Consider the following 20,834-nt stretch of genomic DNA (forward strand, 5'->3'; position numbering starts at 1 on the left):
AAATTGTTGAGATTTTTCCAACGGCTACAGGCTGCAATTCCTGACAAATGCTTTGTTATACAGGGTGATTTCCATTTGGGCAGCGTTCCGAAATCAGGTTCTAGGCCTGGAGGCCATGGCCCAGGGCCGGGAAAATTTTTATAAAATTTTTTATTTTTTACGCAGAGCAATGGGTTTGCGGGGCCCGATCTTGACAGAGAGTGAAGACTTCTGCTTCAAGCCGGATTTGAGGTGGATCAATCGTTGAAAACAGCCGACCGGCATCAGAATCCGATTCTGACCCTTAGCGCCAAAATTCTTACAAAAAAATTCGGCTGAGCAGCTGAATGGACAGGGGTATGGTAATAACCGAGATCAGGGTGCTCAGAAAAAGGATCTTGCTGGACATGGTCTGATCCTCCCCTTCCTGTTCCGCCAGCATGGATACCATAGCAGCCGCCGGGAAGCAGCAGCCCAGCACCAGCATCGCCTTGATCAGCGGGTCGATGGGCAGGAAAACAGCCAGGCCAAAGGTCAAAAGCGGCAGCAGAAACAACTTGTTGACCGTCGCCTCGATCACAATATGATCTTTGATAATCTCCAGCAAATTGCAGTTTGCCAGGGTGGACCCGATGAAGATCATGGCCATGGGCGTTGAAACATTTCCGATATACAGCAGATATTCATCCACCGGCTCGGGCAGACCCACATGGGTAATGCTGATTAAAAAGCCTGCTGCCAGAGCAATAATGTTGGGGTTGAGCAGAACCTTGAGAACCGCACGGGCTGCAGCCCGGGGCGTCCGCTTTCTCACCTCGTCCTTATTGCGCCTCATCAGCCGCACGCCGTAAGCGAAAAAGAAAAAGTTCATTGCAGCATTGTGGGCCAGCATCAAAAATAGCCCTTCTTCCCCAAAGAAGATCAGGGTAATGGGAAAGCCCATGAATCCATTATTAGGGCAGAAAGAGGAAAACTCCACAATATGGGAGAATTCCCGAGGGGTCTTGCGCAGTCTGCAGTACCAGTACATATATGCGGCGTAAAGGAAAAAGCAGACCAGCGTCAGAATCAGCATCAATAAAAAGTTGAAAATCAGCCGTCTGTCCATGGTGAGGGTCCCCAGATTATGTACGATCATACAGGGGTATGCAAAATAGACGATGAACTTATTAAGTCCATGGTTCATGTTATCGTCTAAAAAATTGATTTTTCGCAGAAAATATCCTGTGAACAAAATCGCAAACAAGACAAAATATTTGGCGTACATACTCGTTCTTCTCCCTAATAGAATCCGGTCTATTTCTTAAATGGCACAAAGGTTCCAGACGCAGTGGCCACGATTTTTCCGCTCTGCTTTTCCCGTGCAATGCAGGTGGCACGGATCAGTGTCTTGCCCATACTAGTAATCTGCGTGGTAAAAATAAACGCTCCGCTGAGAAAAGGCCGGATAAAGCTGACTTGAAGATCGGCGGTAGAAACACTGCCTTGTTTTTGAAATGCGGCAGCGCTGACACCCATCGCCGTGTCAAACATGGATGCGATGGCGCCTCCATGAATTTCATTTCTTTGATTCCGCTCCCATTCTTGTGTACAAAACAAGATGTCGGCAATCATCTCATCTTCGTCTGCCCCCAAAAAGTACGGGTCCAGCATATTGTTCAATCTGACCTCTTTTGGATGTTTGATATAATTTAAAATTTCTTGAAAACGTTCTTCCATATATATAAAATCCTCCTTTAAATTGTTTCCTGTCGTTTTGTCCGCTTTTTGCGTACTCTCTATTATAAAACAAAAACCCTGATCGGACCACTATTTCTTTTGCAATCCCGGCGAAAGCAAAGAGAATGTCTCCACTCTTTTTCCGTGAGGCATTCTCCTTGACTGAATATTGTTAATGTTAAAAGAAGGAACGATTATTAGAAATACAACTGGCCTGCTGACTTGCAGTAGTCCTGAAACTCTTCTCTAAGCTGGTCCCTGAATTTTGGATGGGCGATGTTAATCAAAGCTTCGGCCCTCTGCTTGATGGTCTTGCCAAACAGATAGGCGATTCCATATTCGGTAACCACATAATGTACATCCTGTCTGGTCGTTGTCACTGGGGTTCCTGGCTTGAGTACGGCGGAAATTCTCGAAATTTCACCGCCCTTAGCCGTTGACGGCAGGGCAATGATCGGCTTGCCGTTCTTTGCCTGTTCTGCGCCTCTGAGGAAATCCAGCTGGCCGCCTACACCGCTGAAAGTCTTGGATCCAATGGCATCGGCCACGACCTGACCCATCAAATCTACTTCCAGAGCCGAGTTAATGGCAACCATGTTATCATTTTTTGCGATCACCGCCACATCATTGGTATAGTCCACAGGCATCAGCTGAATCATATTGTTGTTATCTACATATTCGTACAGCTCTTTTGTACCCTGTACAAAGGTAGAAATGATCTTGCCCCGGTTGATGGATTTTCTTCTGCCGTTGACGATACCTGCCTTTACCAGCGGGATCAGGTTGTCGGAAAACACTTCCGTATGAATGCCCAAATCTTTTTTGTCTTCCAAAAATTTGAGAATGGCGTTGGGAATGGTCCCCTGACCCATTTGAAGCGTAGCTCCATCCTCGATTAAAGTCGATATATTATATCCAATTTTCTCTGCAACCGGATCATCACTGCTGATCAGCGGAATCTCATAGATATCCTCGTCGTATTCGACAAAATAATCAATATCCGATACATGTACCAGCGTATCTCCGCACAGATGAGGCATATTCTGGTTTACCTGGGCAATGGCCACTCTGGCCTTTTCAATAGCTACCCGTGTCTGGTCGCAGGAGGTTCCCATATTGACATAGCCGTTTTCATCCGGCGGCGTCACCTGAACCAGCGCGATATCACAGGGCAGGATCCCTTCCCGGATCGCCCTTGGCTGGGCGTAGAAATGGATGGGCAGGAACTCGCCCCGGCCCTCCTGGATGCACTTGCGGTTATTCTTTCCGCAGAAAAAGCTTACGTTTACAAAGGCGTCTTTGTATTCCGGCGCTGCGTAAGGCGCATCGCCGATGTTAAGGCCCTGAGTAATTCTCACGCCTTCCAGCTGATCTTTGCGTTCCAGCAGCTTGTTGATCAGGTACTGCGGCTCTGCCGCAGCATGAGCGGGAACGACGCTGTCGCCCGATTTTACATGGCTCAGCGCTTCTTCTGCGCTGACGGTTCTTTCTTTATATATCGTTTTCCAGTCCATCTTCTTTTTTGTATCCTTTCTGTCTCATGCTGTTCAACGCATAGCTAGTGTTACCAGTCCTGTCGTGGAAATTTCGCCCTTATTATATACGACAGCTTCACAGGTAACCACGGCTTTGGGTTCATTTACCTTAACGATCTTTGCTTCTATTTCAATTTTGTCGCCCGGTTCGATCTTTCTCTTGAATTTCACCTGATCGATGCCGATGAACAGAGGCACCTTGCCTGCGTATTTTTCCATGGACAAAAGCAGCACATCGGCAGTCTGGGCCATGGATTCCACGGTCAATACTCCCGGCATAACCGGCTCACCCGGAAAATGTCCGCGGAAAAAATCCAGTTCCGGATCCAGGTAAAACGCCGTCTTAATCATTTCACCCGGCACCATTTCTAAAACTTCATCGATTAAAAGCATCGGTTCCCTATGGGGGATGACTTCTTTGATCTGATCTTTGTTCATTGTGATTGTTTCCATTTTATTTCTCCTCTTTATGGCTGATTTCATATGCAAAGACTGCCGCGCCGATGGCTCCCACCGCTTGACAATGGGGGACAACCGCCACATCGCAGCCCATTTCCTTTGACATACATCTTACCATATCCTGGTTGAGGGCGACACCGCCAGTCATAGCCACTTTTGGTTCATAGCCTACTCTTCCAGCCATACCCATGACCCGTTTGGCAATAGCCATATGGGCCCCTCTGGCAACATCTTCCACCTTTTCTCCCGCCGAAAGCCTGGAAATGACTTCACTCTCGGCGAATACGGTGCATACGTTACTGATCGATATTTCTTTCGTGGATTTTTCGGCAAGAGATGAAAGCTCATCAATTCCGCAGCCCAGGACTCTGGCCATTACTTCCAGGAACCGGCCTGTTCCGGCAGCACACTTTTCATTCATAACAAAGTTCGCTACCTGGCCGTTTTCACCCAGCTTGATGGCTTTTGCATCCTGGCCCCCGATGTCAATGATGGTATGAATGTCATCCATCAAGAAGCCCGCGCCCTTTGCATGACAGGTAATTTCTGTAATCTGCTTGTCCGCGCCTTTTAAGTTGATTCTGCCGTATCCCGTAGCGACAATATATAAAATATCCTCTCTGCTGACGCCGGCCTGCTCCATTGCATCTTTTATTACATCTTCATACGCATTCGTCCCGGTTCCCAGGTTGAGAACCGAAACAGCAGCAATCTGTTTTTGTTCGTCAAGAATGGCAACTTTTGATGAAGATGAGCCAATATCAATTCCTAAATACATGGTATTTTTCCTTCCACATTTATTTGATCGGTTAAATGAGCATTTCTGTGAAGCTCTGGACTCTGGTCCGAATCTGTTCAAAAGAGTCGATCTGCTGATCAATTTCCAGGTACAGCATCGGAATACCCGCGGCTTCCAGCTCCTTCTTATAAATCGGGTAATCGAACTCCTCCGGATCGCAGAATTTCATCATAAAGATCACAACTGCATCAGCCTTCTTCTCTTTTACCAGGTCAATGAGCATTTGGCCTCTTGTCTTTTCTGCTTCATAGAGGAAGGTATCCCCTTTTTGATCACAGATTCTGCCGGCCATTTTTTCAAAAAAACTTCCCTGGCTTCTTCCCGGCGTGCGGAACTGTCTCGATTCCTGGGCCAGGTCGTCGGCCGCAAAGGCAACCTGATTTTCTTCAAAGATATCAAGCAGCTCAACCGGTTCTGCCAAAAGGCCGGTTGCTACCACCCGGTTTCCTGCAAAGGGTTTCTTTTCCTCTGCGTTAAGTCCGGCAATGATATCCCGGATGTCCCGCATATATGCCTTCTTATCCATAAAGTATCCGGCTTTTATGATGAGATGCCGCGTTTTGGCCCCGATAATGTGAGGATACTCGGCTGCTGCGTCCGTGAATTCCCGCATCGTTTTCCGATACTCCTCATAAAGTTCCCAGGCGGCCTCCAAGTCGTCGCTGCTGACGGGCTTGCCTGTTAGTTTTTCCAGCTCTCCTTTTACCCGCTGCAGTTCTTCTACGATGTAGGTAAAGCCTGCATCGATATTGCGGTTCTGCGGATAAACGATGGGCACGATGGGTACCTGGGGCACCGCTACCTTCCAGTTTTCGCAGATGCATTTCAACGTATCGCAGAAGGTGGGAAGGATAATTCCTTTGAGCATATTATAGGTGCCTTTCATCCCATATTCGATATTGGATCGCATGATGGAGCAGCAAAAGCTCTGTAAATAGCGATCCGCCAGCTTCAGCTCTGTTTTTCCTCCCCACATGCCTATGGGCAGAAGCCCCGCTGCGTAGATGATTTCCTCCGGCGTATAGATGGGGAAGCATCCGAAGGCGTCTTTTCCGGTTTCTTTGATCTGTTCCGTAACCGTCTTAGCCGGATGAAGAGCAGCCTGCTCTAATTTTTTGACCGTATCCTGATAGCTCATCTTAACCCCTCCTCTTTGCTTCCTTATTTTTTTCCATCATTTCAACTAAGGCCTGAATCCTCGTTTCGTACTGTGCTTCGGAAAAGTTTCTGGGGTCGGTCTGATCTCCATCAAATACAACGGAGGGGACTCCTGTAGCCTCGGCCACTCTCCGCTGTACCTCGTACTGTCTGAAGTCCATCAGCTTGCAGCTTCGATTGGAGTGATAGACGATCCCGTCCACGCTGAAATCTTCTACGAGCGTTTTCATATTATTCGTATCATAGTCCAGGTTACGGTTGGCGTAGTTGGATGCATAAGCCTTTGCCATACCGGAAAGATCGTTGGTTTCATAACGAACGTTCCAGGACTCAGGATAAGTGGACGTCACCATATTGATGCCGTATTTTTTCAGCGTCTTGAAGGTCACGGCCAAGTGAGGCCAGCATGCGATGCCGTCCCAGATCACCCGGTATACTTCCTCTGCGGAATTCCACGGCCCTTTGCCGGCTTTGGCCTTGGCTTCCATCTCATCGTGCCACAGCTTGAAAAGCTTGTGTCCGTCTTCGTTGCCCCTCATGCAGACGATCATGGCCATGTAATTAAACATATCAAAGCCATTGAGGGGCGATGGTTTTACTTTGGCCCAGTCAGTCGCCTTTTTCCACCATTCACAGGTGGCGTTGGAAAGCTCCATAACCTGGCCGAATTTATCGTAATCAAATTTTTTCTTTGTAAAGTCCTCTAATTGTTTAATGGCGTGTTCGATCTGTCCCCGCATATACTTTACACTGTGCTCGGGCACTTCGTACGTATGGTTAAAGGGCATATCAAACATAATCAACGGAATGTTGAGCTTTTTCGCAAGATTTTCATACCACTTGATAACCGTATTGCAGATATTGCTGCAGCAGAAAATCAGATCCGGCAGCGGTATATCCTGTGCCTCTGCGTGCTGAATATCCGCATATCCCATATTGACTCTTGCATAAGAACAGATATCCGCCGAATAGCCTTCCGCTTCGGAATGTTCGATAAAGGGCAGCGCCTCTTTTCTTGCTCCGATAGCCGCAGCATGGTTCTCCGGATAAACGGTGGTAAGGTCCATTGTTTCAAGCAGCTCCTGCGGGCAGATTGAAGTGGCCCAGACAACGGGTCTGCCTTCTTTTTTCGCCTGCAGAGCGCCTTCATAGTGTTTTGCCACCAAATGATTGAGCATTTCTTTTGATGTCATAGGTTTGCCATCCATCATGTCTCCTCCTCTTAACTATTTATTCTGAAAGTCCGGTTTTCTCTTTTCAAGAAATGCACGCATGCCTTCTTTCTGATCTTGGGTTGTGAAGAGTTTTGCCCAGTTGGCGGCCTCAATCTCAATGCCTTTGTTATGACTTTGCTCTTCCTGTCCGGCCTTGATCGTCTTCTTTGCCATAGCCATTGCGATGGGAGCCCGTTTTGCCAGCTTCTTTGCCAGTTTCATCGCTTCATCCAAAACATGATCGTCCTCGGCCACCCGGTTAACAAGGCCCATGGACAGAGCCTTTTGTGCTGTTATCACATCGCCGGTAAAGATCAGTTCTTTCGCTCTGGCCTCTCCAATAATTCTGGGAACGCGGATGGTACCGCCGGCTCCGGGCATGATCCCCAGTGTAATTTCCGGGAAACCCATCTTGGCGCCCTCACCGGCAATGCGGATATCCGCAGTCATGGCCAGCTCCATACCGCCGCCCAGCGCATAGCCTTCAATAGCGGCAATGACCGGTATACTCAGATCCGCAATCTTGTTGTAGGTGGGTGAAAAGAGGAAAGCCCGTGCTTCCTCTTCGTTGCACTCGACCATTTTCTTGATATCTGCACCTGCGGCAAAGTTTTTTTCACTGTGAAGAATCAGGCAGCGAATCTCCTTATCCTTCATCACCTCTTCTACCAGCTCATCCATTTCATCGATAATGCTCCGGCTGAGAGCGTTGAGAGCTTCCGGCCTGTTTACTCGGATAATGGCAATATTTTCTTCTCTTTTTAATAATACCTGTGCCATGCTCTCTTCCTCCTATTTCTCGTAATTATAAAAGCCGGCGCCTGACTTTCTGCCCAGTCTTCCCGAGTCCACCAGCCTTTGAATGACAGGGCTGGGTCTGAACCTTTCCCCATATCCCTCAAAGAGGATTTGGTCGACGCTCTGATTCAGGTCATGGCCGGTGATATCAAGCAGTGCAAAAATGCCCATCGGGTGGCCCAATCCATATTTACAAATCTTATCTACATCTTCCGGCGTGCAGACGCCTTCTTCTACCAGTCTGCATGCCTCCAGGTAAAAGCAGTGGAATAAGCGGTTAAGCCCGAAGCCTACCACGTCCTTCACTTTTACCGGTTCTTTCTCAATGTACAAAAGCAGCTCTTTGGTGATATCTACGGTTTCGTCATCGGTGAGCAGCGCCGGTATGATTTCTACCAATTTCATCACACTGGCCGGCGAGTTAAAGTGGGTTCCAATGAACTTCCCTCTTCTGCTTTCGCTGACAGCTGATGCCAATTTTGTGATGGAGATGCTGGAAGTGTTGCTGGCAATAATGGTACTTTCTTTGCAGATCCTATCCAGCTGTTTATAGATGCCCTGTTTGATCTCCAGGTTTTCCAGAACAGCTTCTATGATAAAATCGCAGTCCGCCATATCGGAAAGATCCCCCGTTGGCGTAACCTTTTCCAGGGCAGCTGCTTTGGCCGCTTCATCGATCTTGCCCTTCTTTATGCTCTTATCCAGCACTGCGGCTTGTTTTTCTTTTCCTTTTTCTGCAATTTCCTTAGAAGTGTCGCTGAGAACGGTCTCAATCCCGGCCCGCGCAAAGCACAGGGCGATTTCCGCACCCATCATGCCGGCGCCTACAACTCCTGCTTTTTTTATATCCATGTCTTTGTTCCTCCTGCTTCTTATTTGCAATTCTCCACGATCATTGCCATTCCCTGACCGCCTCCGATGCAGAGCGTGGCCAGACCGTATCTTGCATCCCTCCGCTTCATCTCATAAATCAGGGTTGTCAGGATTCTGGTGCCGCTGTTTGCGAGAGCATGACCGTGGGCAATCGCTCCGCCATTGACATTGACCCGTTCCTTGTAAAAATCCGTGTCCATGCCGATCCCCAATTCTTTCAGGCATCCCAGGCTCTGGGCGGCGAACGCTTCATTGAGCTCCACCAGGTCCATATCTTCCAGGGTCAGAGCGGCTTTTTCCAACGCTTTTTTAACGGCCGATACAGGTCCGATTCCCATGATTCTGGGATCGCAGCCCGTCGCACTCATGCTGAGGATTTTTACCAAAGGTTTTTTTCCCAGTTCCCTGGCTTTTTCCTCTGACATGACAACGACTGCGGAGGCACCGTCGTTCATGCCGGAGGAGTTTCCTGCTGTAACCAGGCCGCCGTCCCGTTTAAAAGCGGGCTTCAGTTTGGCCAGACTTTCCATTGTTGTATCCGGTGTGTTATGTTCATCCTCGTCGACGATAAAATTGCCTTTTCGGTCTTGTACCTCGAAAGGAACGATCTCCTCTTTGAATTTGCCCGCAGCTTTTGCCTCGGCCATTTTTCTTTGGCTGTCAACGGAAAAAGCATCCATCTCTTCCCTTGTAATTCCGTATTTTTCAGCAACGTTTTCTGCTGTCAGTCCCATGTTGAGACCCGGATATTTTTTAGATGATACCATGGTCACACCGTGGTTGAAGGTATCAAACAGTGGTTTGTCTCCCAGCCTGAAGGGTTTGTATCGGGCTGATGGATCAAGGTAGAAGGGCAGCCTTGACATGACCTCTACCCCGCCTGCCATGACGATATCCGCTTCGCCTGCCGCGATCTCATAGCAAGCACTAACCACTGCCTGCAATGAAGATGCGCACTGACGGTCGACGACATAGGCAGGAACTTCTTCAGGGACTCCCGCAACCAGAGCTGCACATCTGGATACGTTGGGCGTGTATCCGTATACATCGCCCATGATTACTTGATCCAGATCCCCCAGTTCTATATCCGATCTCTTTGCCGCAGCTGTGATGGCCGCAGCGCACAGATCCTGAGCTTCAACTGTCTTTAAGCTTCCCAGATAAGCTCCTACGGCTGTTCTTGCCGCACCTGTTATTACGCATGGTTTCATTGTTTTCCTCCCTTAAATTGTTACGCCTGATCCCAGGCTTCGATGATTTCCGGAATGACCTTCTTCAGATCGCCGCAGACCGCGTAGTCAGCCAGCTGCATCATCGGCGCTTCCGGATCCTTATTAATGGCCACGATGATATCCGAGGTCTGCATTCCAGCCAGATGCTGGATGGCCCCCGATATCCCGCAGGCGAAATAGATGTTCGGCTTCACGGTGGTGCCCGTCTGTCCAACCTGATGCGACTGATCGATCCATCCGGAATCTACGGCTGCACGAGAGGCGCCCACCACGCCGCCGACCTTCTTAGCAAAGGCTTCGATTAATTCAAACCCGGAGGCATCCCCCAGGCCTCGTCCCCCGGAGCAGATGATCTTGGCATCGGTCAGGGATACCAGCTCCTTGGCCTCCTTGACCACGTCCAGGATCTCCACCTTTATGTCCGCTTTGCTCAGCTGGGGCTGTATCCGCACCACTTCGCTCTTCAGGCTCAGGTCCTTTTCCAGCTTCTCCATGACCCCCGGGCGGACCGTGGCCATCTGCGGCCGGGTTCTGGGGGTGACGATGGTGGCCATCAGGTTGCCCCCGAAGGCCGGACGGGTCTGCTTGAGGCCTTTGTCCCCGTCACCTGCGCTAAGGCCCGCCAGGCTGGCGGTGGTGTTCTTCTCCAGGTAGTCCATGTAGTCGCCCGTGTCGATGTCCAGTCTGGTGCAGTCGGCGGTCAGGCCGGTGTCCAGTCTGGCCGCGATCCGCGGCGCCAGGTCCCGTCCGATGTGGGTGGCTCCAAAGAGCACGATCTCCGGCTTGCGCTCCTCAATGGCCTGGGTGATCACCTTGGCGTATCCGTCGGTGGTGTAATGGGCCAGCAGGGGATCATCGATCTGATAGATCCGGTCCGCTCCATAGGCGGTCAGCTCTTCTGCCAGGTGGTCCGTTTCATGGCCCACCAGCACGGCGCACACTTTGGCGTCCCCGCTGATCTCCCGAGACAGCCTGCGCCCTTCTCCCAACAGCTCCAGCGCCACGTTCATCAGCTTGCCGCCCCTCTGCTCGGTGTATACCCACACGTCCTTGTATTCGCTAAACTTTGTCATCGTTTCCTTCCTCCCTATATGATGTGTTTCTTTCTCAGTTCCGTAAGCAGGTTCTCCGCCAGCTCCCTGGGCGTGTCCCCGTCCACGGCCATGCCGGCTCCTTTGGGCTTGGGCGTGAAGGAACGGAACACGTTGGTCGGGGAGGCCTTCAGCCCCACCACGCTCTGGTCCACTCCGATGTCCTGGGCGCTCCAGACCTTGACCTGGGTCTTGGCCGCCTTCAGGATGCCCGGTACCGACATGTATCTTGGAACGTTCAGCTCCTTGATGGCCGTCAGCACGCAGGGAAGCGTCAGCTTCAGCTTCTCATAGCCGTCCTCCAGGGCCCGCTTGACGATGACCGCTTCTTCCTCCAGCTGGAATTCCTTCACGTAGGTCACCTGCGGCAGGCCCAGCTTTTCGGCGATCTGGGGCCCCACCTGGGCCGTGTCCCCGTCGATGGCCTGTCTGCCGGCGAAGATCAGGTCATAGTCCCCGATCTTTTTGATGCCCGCCGCCAGGGCGTTGGAGGTGGCCCAGGTGTCCGAGCCTCCCAGGGCCCGGTCCGACAGCAGGATCGCATCATCCGCTCCCATGGCCAGGCATTCCTGCAGCATCTCTTTGGCCTGAGGCGGCCCCATGGTCAGAGCGATGACCTCCGTGCCCGGATGGGCGTCCTTGATAGCCAGGGCCTGTTCCAGCGCGTTGGCGTCGTCGTAGTTCAAAATGCTGGGCACCCCGTCCCGAATCAGCGTCCCCGTCTCCGGGTTGATCTTGATCTGGTTGGTGTTGGGTACTTGTTTTACGCATACGATGATTCTCATGTTCCTTCGTCCTCCCTATTTAAAGATGTCTCCGGAAATCACCATTTTCATGACTTCCGACGTGCCTTCGTATATCTCCGTGATCTTCTGGTCCCGGTACATCCGTTCCACCGGGTAGTCCTTGATGTATCCGTAGCCTCCGTGGAACTGGACCGCTTTGTCCACCACATAAGACGCCGTCTCCGAGCAGGACAGCTTGGCCTGGGCCGCGGAGGCGGTGCTTGGCAGCCCCCGGTCTCTCCGGTTGGCCGCGTTGTAGAGTAGGAACCGGCTTCCGTCGATGCGGGTTTTCATGTCCGCCATCTCGAAGGCCAGCGCCTGGAACCGGTCCAGACTGCGTCCGAACTGCTTTCGCTGCTTCATGTATTCGACGGTCTGGTCGAAAGCGCCCTGGGCGATGCCCAGCGCCTGGGCCGCGATCCCCAGCCGGCCCACGTCCAGCGAGCTCATGGCCACCTTGAAGCCTTTGCCCAGCTGGCCCAGCAGGTTTTCCTTGGGCACGATGCAGTCCTCGAACACCAGCTCCGCCGCGATGCTCCCCCGGATGCCCATCTTGTTTTCTTTCTTGCCCCGGGAAAAGCCCGGCATTCCTTTTTCCACGATGAAGGCGCTGATGCCCTTGTTTCCTTTGCTCTTGTCGGTCATGGCCATCACCACGTAGACGTCGGCGATTCCGCCGCCTGAGATGAAGATCTTGCTTCCGTTGAGCAGCCAGTGGTCTCCCATGTCCTTGGCCGTGGTCTGCTGCATGGCCGCGTCGGTTCCCGCGTTGGGCTCGGTCAGGCCGAAGGCTCCCAGGTGCTCCCCGGACAGCAGCTTGGGCAGGTATTTTTCCTTCTGCTCTTCGGTGCCATAGGTGAAGATGGGCCAGCAGCACAGGGCGTTGTGGGTCTGGACGATGACGCCGTGGGAGGCGTCCACCTTGGAGATCTCCTCCACCGCCATGATGTAGGTCAGGTAGTCCGACCCCGCCCCGCCGTACTCGGCTGGAAAGGGCATGCCCATGATCCCCAGCTCGCCCAGCTTTGCCACCGTTTCATAGGGGTATTTGGCTTCCGCGTCGATTTCCTCGCTGATGGGCGCGATTTCCGTCTCCGCGAACTCCTTCAGCATTTTTTTTACCATCTCTTGTTCTCTTGAATAACTGAATTCCATTTGTCTTCCTCCTGTATGGTGTGGAATTTTCCATTCTATTTCCGTAAATGGAACTTTACCTGGTTACTTATATATCAAGAAGCGTGCCAAAGTGGTAAAATTTATACATCAATTTTTTTATCGTTGAAATTTCAACGATTATTTCTACCGGACAATCCTTTTGAAAGCAGTGACATCATCTGGTTTGCTTGATGCAAAATTTGGATTGATGCGCAAGAGCATCAATCCATGATGCAAAAAAATGTTCCGCAAATGAACTTTGATATCATCTGCGGAGCATTTTTTTCGCTTTGTATTAAATTAAGTTGGGAAGGAACAACGCTACCTGCGGTACGTAGGTTGTGATCAGAAGTACAATCACACAAGCGATAAAGAATGGGACCATGAACGGCAGTACCTGGTCCATACTCACTTTGCCCACCCGGCAGCCGACGAACAGGTTGGCGGCAAAGGGCGGCGTGATCATTCCGATTTCCAGGTTCAGCAGCATGATTCCCGCAAAGTGAATCGGGTCCACACCAAAGGATGTGGCTACCGGAATGAGAATCGGCCCTAAAAGCAGGATGCTGCTGTTGGTCTCCATAAACATACCGACAATAATCAGCAGGATATTTAAGATCAGCAAAAAAATGATCTTGGAGTCGGTCAGAGAAAGCATAGCATCGGTCAGCATTGCCGGAATTCTGGTAAACGTAATCATTTTTCCGGCAACCGCCGCAAATACGTTGAGCATGGCAATGGTCGCCGATGTTACACCTGCTTCCAGAACCAGCGTACGGAATTTTTTCTCCGGCCATTTTTTCTTGAAAATGGGCAGGATGATCCATCCCACGATCAGCCCGTAGGCCACTGCAACCGCTCCCGCTTCCGTAGCAGTAAAGATGCCTCCGTAGATTCCGTAGAAAATGATAACCGGCATCAGCAGAGCAAGCAGAGACGACCAGGTCGCCTTTCCGATTCCTGCGAAATAGCTTCCCACTCTGAAGGGTTCTTTTACCTTTTCCTGCTTTCTTCCGTACTTAAAATAGTTGATGAGGATGTACGCCAGCCCAAGCATAATCCCCGGCCCCACTGTGCAGAGCCATACCTTCATAAGATTCTGGCCCGACATCATGGCATAGAGGATGCCGGGGATGCTGGGCGGAATCAGGATTCCCAGAAAACCGCAGGCACTGATGAGGGCGGTCCCGTATTTGTGGTCATACCCTTCTTTGTCCAGCTCCGGCAGCATCATGCCGCCGATACCGGTGATGGTAGCCAGAGATGAGCCGGTGATCGCGCCAAACAGCATACAGGTCACAACCGTTACCGCCCCGGCGGCTCCCCGCAGCCTGCCGATGAAGGACTTGGCAAAATTCATGATGGCGCTGGAAATGCCGGTGGCCGCCATCAAGTCTCCGGCAAAAATGAACGCCGGGATTGCCAGCCAGGTGAACACGTTGAGCGAATTGGACACAGCCATAGGAACGGAATCCAGATTGACTCCCGCATAAAGCATGGTTACCACCGAACCGATACCCATTGCAAATGGAATCGGTACACGAATTAAGGCCAGCCCTAAAAATACCAGCAGAAAAATTCCCAAATAGATCATGATAATTCGCCCCCTTTCGCCGCACCGTCTTTCTTAAAGGACATTGCCGTTTCGATGCCATTCATGATGTAATGGAAAATAATAAGTATCCCCGATGCCAATACGGGAACAAAGACGATCCACATCGGCCATTCATTAGCCGTTGACAACATGGCCTTTTCCTTGACCTCCGCTGTATAGCCCAACACGCCATAGCTGATAAAGGTCCAAAATACCGCACAAATTCCATCGGCTGTCAGGTCGAGAACCTTCAGCACGCTCTCTTCTCGGTTCGGGTTCTTTAATAGCTTTTTAAGAATGATGGGAATGATGTTGATACAAATATGTTCGTTCTCCCGCACAGCAACGATTGCTCCGGTATAGCTGACCGCCACATAGATAAAGCGGACCAGCTCCTCGGACCAGGCCAGCGGAAAATGAAAACAGTATCTGCAGGCTACCTGAATGACCAGCAGTCCCAGCATAACGATAAACCCAATCCAAGTAATCTGCTTTTCCACCCAGCAAACTCTGTCACTAATGGCAGTGATTTGGTTTTTCTTCTCCATGATTAACCTCCATATTCATATGATAAATAATTCCGGGACCCAGCTTCTGCAGGTATCCCTTGCGCAGTATATTCATACATTTTCTTATGAAAGTCAAGTGCTAAAAAACAGGTTTTTTATTCTCATATTTTAGGACTAGTCTTATAATCATCCTCTCAAACTTTTATTAATTTCATTGAAATTTCAGCAATGTTCGTTTTTCTTGTTTTGTTTCGTTTATAACTTCTTTCTATTTATATTTTTACTATATTAAGAATAATTATTCTTAATATAGCAGTCCTCAGGACTAAAAAAAGAAACTACCAAACGGGTTTTCCGCATGATAGTTTCTTTCATTCTGTCGATTCATTCTAGCAAATTATACATGTTGAATTAGCATAAAGCTTATTTCAGACCTGCTTCTTCCAGAATCTTATTTACAGCATCCTGATCGAAGTTCTTTGTAACTTCTTTATCCTGCCATACTTTTTCAGCTGCAGCTCTCATAGCCTTGTCCAGTTCAGGAGTAACCTCAATAATTTCACTGGTTTCCGCCATTGCTTTACCGTCTGCCTCATATTCCGCACGAACTAATTCTTTAACCTTTTCCGCATAAGCCGCACCGCATTCTTTGATGACCTTCTGCTGATCTTCAGGCAGGCTTTCCAGTTTTGCGGTATTAAATCCAACTAATGCCGGAGCAAACGCGTGATTGGTCTCAGTCATATACTTCTGGAACTGATTCAGCCCTGCCGTATAAGTAAGGATCGGACCATTATCCTGGCCGTCTACGACTTTCTGCTGCAGTGCGGACGGCAGATCGTTGAATGCGATGGAAGTTGGGGTAGTTCCCAAATTCTCAAAGAATTTGAGATACATTGGAGCTTCAGGAACTCTCATTTTCATACCCTTCAAGTCTTCTACTTTTTTAATCGGATGCTTGGAGTTTGTCATCCATCTAAAGTCGCAGTCTGTCCATCCTAATACGGTAATGCCCTGTTCTTCAACCAGCTTTGTGCAAGACTCGCTCATCCAGCCGTTATAGAAGTTCTTGTCTACTTCATCGAAAGAAGTCATCAGATACGGCAGGTTAACAAATCCCAGCTTTGTAACTACCGCATCCACACCAACTGTTGAGTCAATCTGCATATCCAGTGTACCGGAAGCCGCTGCCTCAACATGTTCCTTGTCGGAACCATGTACACCGCCGAAGTCCAGCGCTACCTCAATCGCTCCTCCTGATTTTTCCTCAACATCCTTTTTAAATTCTTCCGCCGCTTTGTACCATGGGTGAGTTGTGGCTACTGTGGACCCAAAGTGGATCACCGTCTTGTCGCCGGAGTCGGAATCGCCGCCGCCGCCACATCCAGCGAAAGCGAATACCATCAATAAAGATAATACCAATGCTACTACTTTTTTTATTTCGTGTTTCTCCTTTTCTAAAAATTTACACTCAAATCCATCATGTATATTGCCTATTAATATTGCAAAAGCCGTACCAGTTGTATAAAATTTAACAAATATATTCGGATTATTTGAAGGATTGATCAGTCAAACCTTGAAAAGTCAGCATCCTAAATTTTACAGAATCATCCTGTCCGCTTGACACAGACTTTCTTTATTCTTCACAAAGCCCTCACTTTTGATGCACCTCGGCATCGACTTGTAATTCTGCATCAGATGATTGTTAATTTTCAGAATTTTTTATTTTATCCAGGTGAAACCTTTTGTTTTCATAAAGCGGCGGTAATCTTCCGTGGACATCCATAAATCCTTTTTCAAGTAGCGGCAGCCATAATACCACTGGTACGGCCCTATTAGATCCGCCTTTTTTAAATATTCTCTGCAAACAGCGCCATAGTTCTCTCCTTGGTCCTGCTGGGCGGTCCTTGCAATCTGTTCTGCTGCCCTTTCATTAAAAGGCATACGCCAGTCTTTGTATTTCTCATCAAAGGCCCGAAGCAAAATCTCAATTGGAAGATCTTGATACTGATTTGTGTGAACGAGTACTTCCGCCGGATATTTAGGGCTTGGTTTCCCTGAAAATCTGGGATATCCTGCACATACCATGATTACTGGCATTACATATTGGGGCAGATTCAGCAGTTCTGACACCCTTTCCATGTAATGAATGATATTCCCTATGTATACTGTTCCCAGGCCTTTTTCTTCTGCTGCCAGGCAAAAGGTCTGGGCGCAGATGACAGCGTCAGCCATATACATCATAAATTGAATGAACTGGGATTCAGACTGACTGGGCGAAGGCCTCTTTTGAATAATGCGCTTTTCTCTGCGCAAGTCAATGCAAAAGATCAGTCCTGCCGGAGCATTGGCGATAAATTGCTGAGGGCCGCTCAACTCTGCCAATTGTTTCTTAATCGACTTCTGTTCAACTACAATAATTGAATAATTTTGAAACCCACTGGATGAAGGGGCCTTTACGGCGGTTTCCAACAGCTCCTCCAAGTCTTCTTTTAATACCGGTCGTTTAGAAAAAGCCCTGCAGCTGCATCGGCGCTCCATGATGCTTTTAATCTGATCCGCCTTTCCTGTCTCCATAACCATACAAACTTATAGCCCTCTGTAGCAGGCTCCATAGGGTTTGGCTTTTATAAACGTTCCCTGCCCTTTTTTCCCTGTGAAGCGGGCATTTTCTACGACGACCTTTCCTCTCAGCAGAACGGTTTCCGGACGTCCAATCTGTTCTCTGCCTTCAAAAATATTATAATCGATTCCATTGGGATTATCTCTCTGCCTGACCACCCCTTTGTATTGGGGATCGAAAATCACCAAATCCGCATCAGAACCGATGCCAATGTGCCCTTTTCTGGGATAAATTCCATTGATCTTTGCAGGGTTAGTGGCACAGATTTCCACGAACTTGGTCTTGCTGATCCTTCCTTTAGCTACACCATTGGTCCATACCATATTTAGGCGGTCACCGGCTCCTGGAGCTCCGTTGGGCACCTTTGTAAAATCATCTTTTCCCGCCAGTTTCATTTCTTTCAGACTGATGCCGCAGTGATCGGAAGATACGGCGCTTAGGAGTCCACTGTCCAGCGCTTCCCACAGAGCCTCACAATCCTTTTCGTCCCTGAGCGCCGGCGAACATATGTATTTTGCCGCTTCCATAAAATCCGGATTATCCAGAGCAGCTTTTGTCGTCACCAGATAGTGGGTGCAGGTCTCTCCATATACGTTAAGTCGCCCGCTTTTTGCTATGCGCAGTTCTTCTAACGCTTCTTCACAGGTCATATGAACGATAAACAAAGGAGCCGCCGCTGCTTTTGCCAGGTAAATCGCCCGCCTGGCTGCTTCGGATTCGGAGACCGGCGGTCTGCTCAAGTAGTGGTACTTGGGCGCCGTATTGCCGCTGCGCACGCATTCATCTCTGAGAAATTCAATAATTTCGCCGTTTTCTGCGTGGACAAAGGTCGTTACTCCGACATTTTTACTTTTCTCCAGAATCCGCATTAAAGTTCCATCATCAGCGTGGAGATAAGAACCTGGGTATGCCATAAAAACCTTGATTGTGGAAATTCCATATTCAGGAAGTTTTTCTACTTCATCAAAAATTGCCGGCTTGACATCGGTCACCAATGCATGCAGCGCATAATCCACACAAATCTTTCCTTCTGCCCTGTGTTTTTTTCGATATTCAGCCGAATCAATCAACCCCATCCCCTCTTCCTGGGGAACAAACTCGACAAAGGTCGTTGTCCCTCCTACGATTGCATTGTCCGTGGTCTCGTAACCCGCTGTATTCTTATCTCCCACAGTACCTTGGGCGTCGTAATGGGTATGTTGATCAACGCCCCCAGGAAAAACCAGTTTTCCTGATGCGTCAATTATTTTATCGACTTTTACGCAGCTTGCTGCCAAATCCTTTCCTATATCGACAATTTTTTCTTCTTCAATGAGGATATCTCCTTCAAATTCTTCATATGCAGTGATAATTGTCCCGTTTTTAATTAGTGTTTTCATTTCGTCTCTCCTTGTCTTTTTCTGAAGAGCTCAAATCCCCTCAGTTCTTTCTTTTCCGGATAACCCCAGCTGTTTTGTTTGCTTGTATTAAGACCCATTCCCACGAAAGCTTCCGCAAACTTCACGGCCGGTACTACCCCATCAATTACAGGAATGCCCAAGTCCTTCTCCAATTCTTTCGCGAAATCCACAAAGCCGGCGCATCCCAATACGATGCTTTCAGCGCCGTCTCTTTCGAGGGCACATTTACTTTCTCTGTGCAGAGCCCTGCGTCCTTTTTCCGGATCCCGTTCAAATTCCAAAACGCTGAGTCCTGTAGCGCGGACAGACCGGCACGCCCGCTCGGCTCCATATTGCAGAATCAAATCTTCCGTAATTTTTTTAGACCGTTCCAGAACCGATATTACGGAAAAGGACGGAGCTGCCATTTTCACAGCAGCTATCGCAGCTTCCGCGATACCCAGCACCGGCTTTTGCGTGCATTCCTTCGCCGCCTGCAGCCCCGGATCTCCGAAACATGCGATCACATAGGCATCCATCCCGTCTTTTTCTCCCTGATAGATTTCTTGTATTACGCCGGGGACCGCCAAATAATCATCGACAAAACACTCAATGCTTGCAGGCCCCCACTCAGGTGTAGCAGCATAAATTTCCGTCCCGGGAAAAGCGCAAGCGGCGGCGGCCTTTTCTATTGCATCGGTCATACTCGTTGTGGTATTGGGATTGATTACTTTGATTTTCATTTATAGTCCTCTCTCTTTATTCAGCTCCAGAAGATTGTTCAGCAGCACATTGGCTCCATCCGCCATGCTTTTCATACTGCTGTATTCGTCCTTGCAATGACTAATCCCGCCGCTGCTGGGAATAAAGATTAGCGCAGAAGGCGTAATCAATGCCATATTGATCAAATCGTGTCCCGCCCCGCTGAACATTTCCAGTTTTGTAAGCTTTAGTCTTTTAACGCTTTCGCGGGTCGTATCCTGCAGCCGCTGATCGCACTGGGTTGGAGGTTGATTCACGTACTCTTCTATTTCCAAACTATCGGCATACTGATCCTGCAGCTCACGGATTAACCGCTGCATAAGTTCCATATCCGGACCCCGCAGATCGATCGTGAAGCGGACTTCTCCGGGAATAATATTATAGCTGCCTGGTGAGGCTTCAATCTGCCCAACGGTACATACCATTTCCGGGTGGCTTTTCACTTCATCCAAAAGCTGCAGGATAATCCGGCAGCTGCCTTCCATCGCATCCCTGCGCAGGTTCATCGGCGTCGTTCCCGCATGATTGGCAAGACCCTTTACTCTGGCCTGGTACCTGAGAATTCCAACAATTCCTTTAGCTACGCCGATCTCTTTTTTTTCATATTCCAAAACGGCGCCCTGTTCAATATGTAACTCAAAATATGCCTGATAGTCCCTGCCCGAATTAGCGCATGCGGCCAAATCACAATCTGAGATACCATACTCTTTCATCTGCTCATGCATACCATGTTCGATGGACATTCCTATAAAACACTTACTTCCAAACGTACCACCGACAGCAGTTCCTTCTTCATCAATGAAAGCAATAACCTCCATCGGAAACCTTAACCGTATCTTTTTTTCCGTAAGTGTTTTGACGCATTCGATGGCTGCAAGAACGCCATAGGCCCCATCATAGATACCGCCCTCCGGTACTGAATCGATATGCGATCCCATGGCAACGATCTTTTCACCGGGCACGGTACCATCCAAGCTACCAATCAGATTTCCTACAGGATCGATGCGGGTTTTCATTCCCGCATCTTCCATCCATGCTTTGACCAAGTCTCTTCCTTTTTCATATTCGGGCGAATATGCAATTCGAGTCGTTCCCCGCCCTTCTTGAAATCCGATTTTCCCTAAATCTTGTATATTATTTTCCAGTCTTTTTTCGTCAACTTTCAGCATA

General features: G+C 49.2%; 20 protein-coding genes. All 20 read right to left on the reverse strand.

Going from position 1 to position 20,834, the window contains the following annotated elements; all coding sequences use genetic code 11:
• Window positions 1-298: 298 nt before the first annotated feature.
• A complete protein-coding gene (locus NIA71_RS13600; RefSeq protein WP_148398139.1) occupies window positions 299-1,246 on the reverse strand; it encodes an AEC family transporter in 948 nt (315 codons plus the stop codon).
• 29 nt (window positions 1,247-1,275) lie between these two features.
• Entirely contained in the window at window positions 1,276-1,698 is a 423-nt protein-coding gene (locus NIA71_RS13605) for a PaaI family thioesterase (RefSeq protein ID WP_148398140.1), read from the reverse strand.
• A gap of 197 nt (window positions 1,699-1,895) precedes the next feature.
• Window positions 1,896-3,212, reverse strand: coding sequence for an acetyl-CoA hydrolase/transferase family protein (locus NIA71_RS13610; protein WP_148398141.1), 1,317 nt, complete (start codon window positions 3,210-3,212; stop codon window positions 1,896-1,898).
• A 33-nt stretch (window positions 3,213-3,245) separates the two neighbouring features.
• On the reverse strand, window positions 3,246-3,686 hold the full coding sequence (gene fabZ, locus NIA71_RS13615) for a 3-hydroxyacyl-ACP dehydratase FabZ (RefSeq protein WP_253020675.1): 441 nt from the start codon (window positions 3,684-3,686) through the stop codon (window positions 3,246-3,248).
• A gap of 1 nt (window position 3,687) precedes the next feature.
• Window positions 3,688-4,470, reverse strand: a complete 783-nt coding sequence (locus tag NIA71_RS13620; protein ID WP_253020676.1) for an acyl-CoA dehydratase activase — start codon at window positions 4,468-4,470, stop codon at window positions 3,688-3,690.
• 31 nt (window positions 4,471-4,501) lie between these two features.
• Window positions 4,502-5,629 (reverse strand): 2-hydroxyacyl-CoA dehydratase subunit D, encoded by a 1,128-nt coding sequence (locus tag NIA71_RS13625; RefSeq protein WP_253020677.1) that lies wholly within the window; start codon window positions 5,627-5,629, stop codon window positions 4,502-4,504.
• Window position 5,630: 1 nt separating this feature from the next.
• Window positions 5,631-6,860: a 2-hydroxyacyl-CoA dehydratase subunit D gene (locus NIA71_RS13630; RefSeq protein ID WP_269478356.1), complete on the reverse strand. Its 1,230-nt coding sequence runs from the start codon at window positions 6,858-6,860 to the stop codon at window positions 5,631-5,633.
• Between the two features lie 15 nt (window positions 6,861-6,875).
• The gene (locus NIA71_RS13635; RefSeq protein WP_253020678.1) at window positions 6,876-7,643 is read right to left on the reverse strand and encodes an enoyl-CoA hydratase/isomerase family protein; all 768 of its coding nucleotides are present in this window, start codon (window positions 7,641-7,643) and stop codon (window positions 6,876-6,878) included.
• Window positions 7,644-7,655: 12 nt separating this feature from the next.
• Window positions 7,656-8,513, reverse strand: a complete 858-nt coding sequence (locus NIA71_RS13640) for a 3-hydroxyacyl-CoA dehydrogenase family protein (protein WP_253020679.1) — start codon at window positions 8,511-8,513, stop codon at window positions 7,656-7,658.
• Between the two features lie 20 nt (window positions 8,514-8,533).
• On the reverse strand, window positions 8,534-9,745 hold the full coding sequence (locus NIA71_RS13645; RefSeq protein ID WP_253020680.1) for a thiolase family protein: 1,212 nt from the start codon (window positions 9,743-9,745) through the stop codon (window positions 8,534-8,536).
• A 20-nt stretch (window positions 9,746-9,765) separates the two neighbouring features.
• Window positions 9,766-10,839 carry an electron transfer flavoprotein subunit alpha/FixB family protein gene (locus NIA71_RS13650; protein WP_253020681.1) on the reverse strand — a complete coding sequence of 358 codons (1,074 nt, stop codon included), beginning with the start codon at window positions 10,837-10,839 and terminating at the stop codon, window positions 9,766-9,768.
• Window positions 10,840-10,853: 14 nt separating this feature from the next.
• On the reverse strand, window positions 10,854-11,642 hold the full coding sequence (gene etfB, locus NIA71_RS13655) for an electron transfer flavoprotein subunit beta (RefSeq protein ID WP_253020682.1): 789 nt from the start codon (window positions 11,640-11,642) through the stop codon (window positions 10,854-10,856).
• Window positions 11,643-11,657: 15 nt separating this feature from the next.
• Window positions 11,658-12,797 (reverse strand): acyl-CoA dehydrogenase, encoded by a 1,140-nt coding sequence (locus tag NIA71_RS13660; RefSeq protein WP_253020683.1) that lies wholly within the window; start codon window positions 12,795-12,797, stop codon window positions 11,658-11,660.
• 295 nt (window positions 12,798-13,092) lie between these two features.
• Complete coding sequence (locus tag NIA71_RS13665; RefSeq protein WP_148398218.1) at window positions 13,093-14,391, reverse strand: TRAP transporter large permease; 1,299 nt, start codon at window positions 14,389-14,391, stop codon at window positions 13,093-13,095.
• Entirely contained in the window at window positions 14,388-14,939 is a 552-nt protein-coding gene (locus tag NIA71_RS13670; RefSeq protein ID WP_148398217.1) for a TRAP transporter small permease, read from the reverse strand. The genes NIA71_RS13665 and NIA71_RS13670 overlap by 4 nt, the downstream gene beginning before the upstream one ends.
• Window positions 14,940-15,323: 384 nt before the next feature.
• On the reverse strand, window positions 15,324-16,322 hold the full coding sequence (locus NIA71_RS13675; RefSeq protein WP_148398216.1) for a TRAP transporter substrate-binding protein: 999 nt from the start codon (window positions 16,320-16,322) through the stop codon (window positions 15,324-15,326).
• 300 nt (window positions 16,323-16,622) lie between these two features.
• Window positions 16,623-17,483, reverse strand: a complete 861-nt coding sequence (locus NIA71_RS13680; RefSeq protein ID WP_148398215.1) for a nitroreductase family protein — start codon at window positions 17,481-17,483, stop codon at window positions 16,623-16,625.
• Between the two features lie 6 nt (window positions 17,484-17,489).
• Window positions 17,490-18,902 carry a dihydropyrimidinase gene (gene hydA / locus NIA71_RS13685; RefSeq protein ID WP_148398214.1) on the reverse strand — a complete coding sequence of 471 codons (1,413 nt, stop codon included), beginning with the start codon at window positions 18,900-18,902 and terminating at the stop codon, window positions 17,490-17,492.
• A complete protein-coding gene (locus NIA71_RS13690; RefSeq protein ID WP_148398213.1) occupies window positions 18,899-19,645 on the reverse strand; it encodes an aspartate/glutamate racemase family protein in 747 nt (248 codons plus the stop codon). The genes hydA and NIA71_RS13690 overlap by 4 nt, the downstream gene beginning before the upstream one ends.
• A complete protein-coding gene (locus NIA71_RS13695; protein WP_148398212.1) occupies window positions 19,646-20,833 on the reverse strand; it encodes a M20 family metallo-hydrolase in 1,188 nt (395 codons plus the stop codon).
• Window position 20,834 lies beyond the last annotated feature (1 nt).

The sequence above is a fragment of the Ihubacter massiliensis genome, assembly GCF_024125305.1.
GTDB lineage: Bacteria > Bacillota > Clostridia > Peptostreptococcales > Anaerovoracaceae > Hominibacterium > Hominibacterium faecale.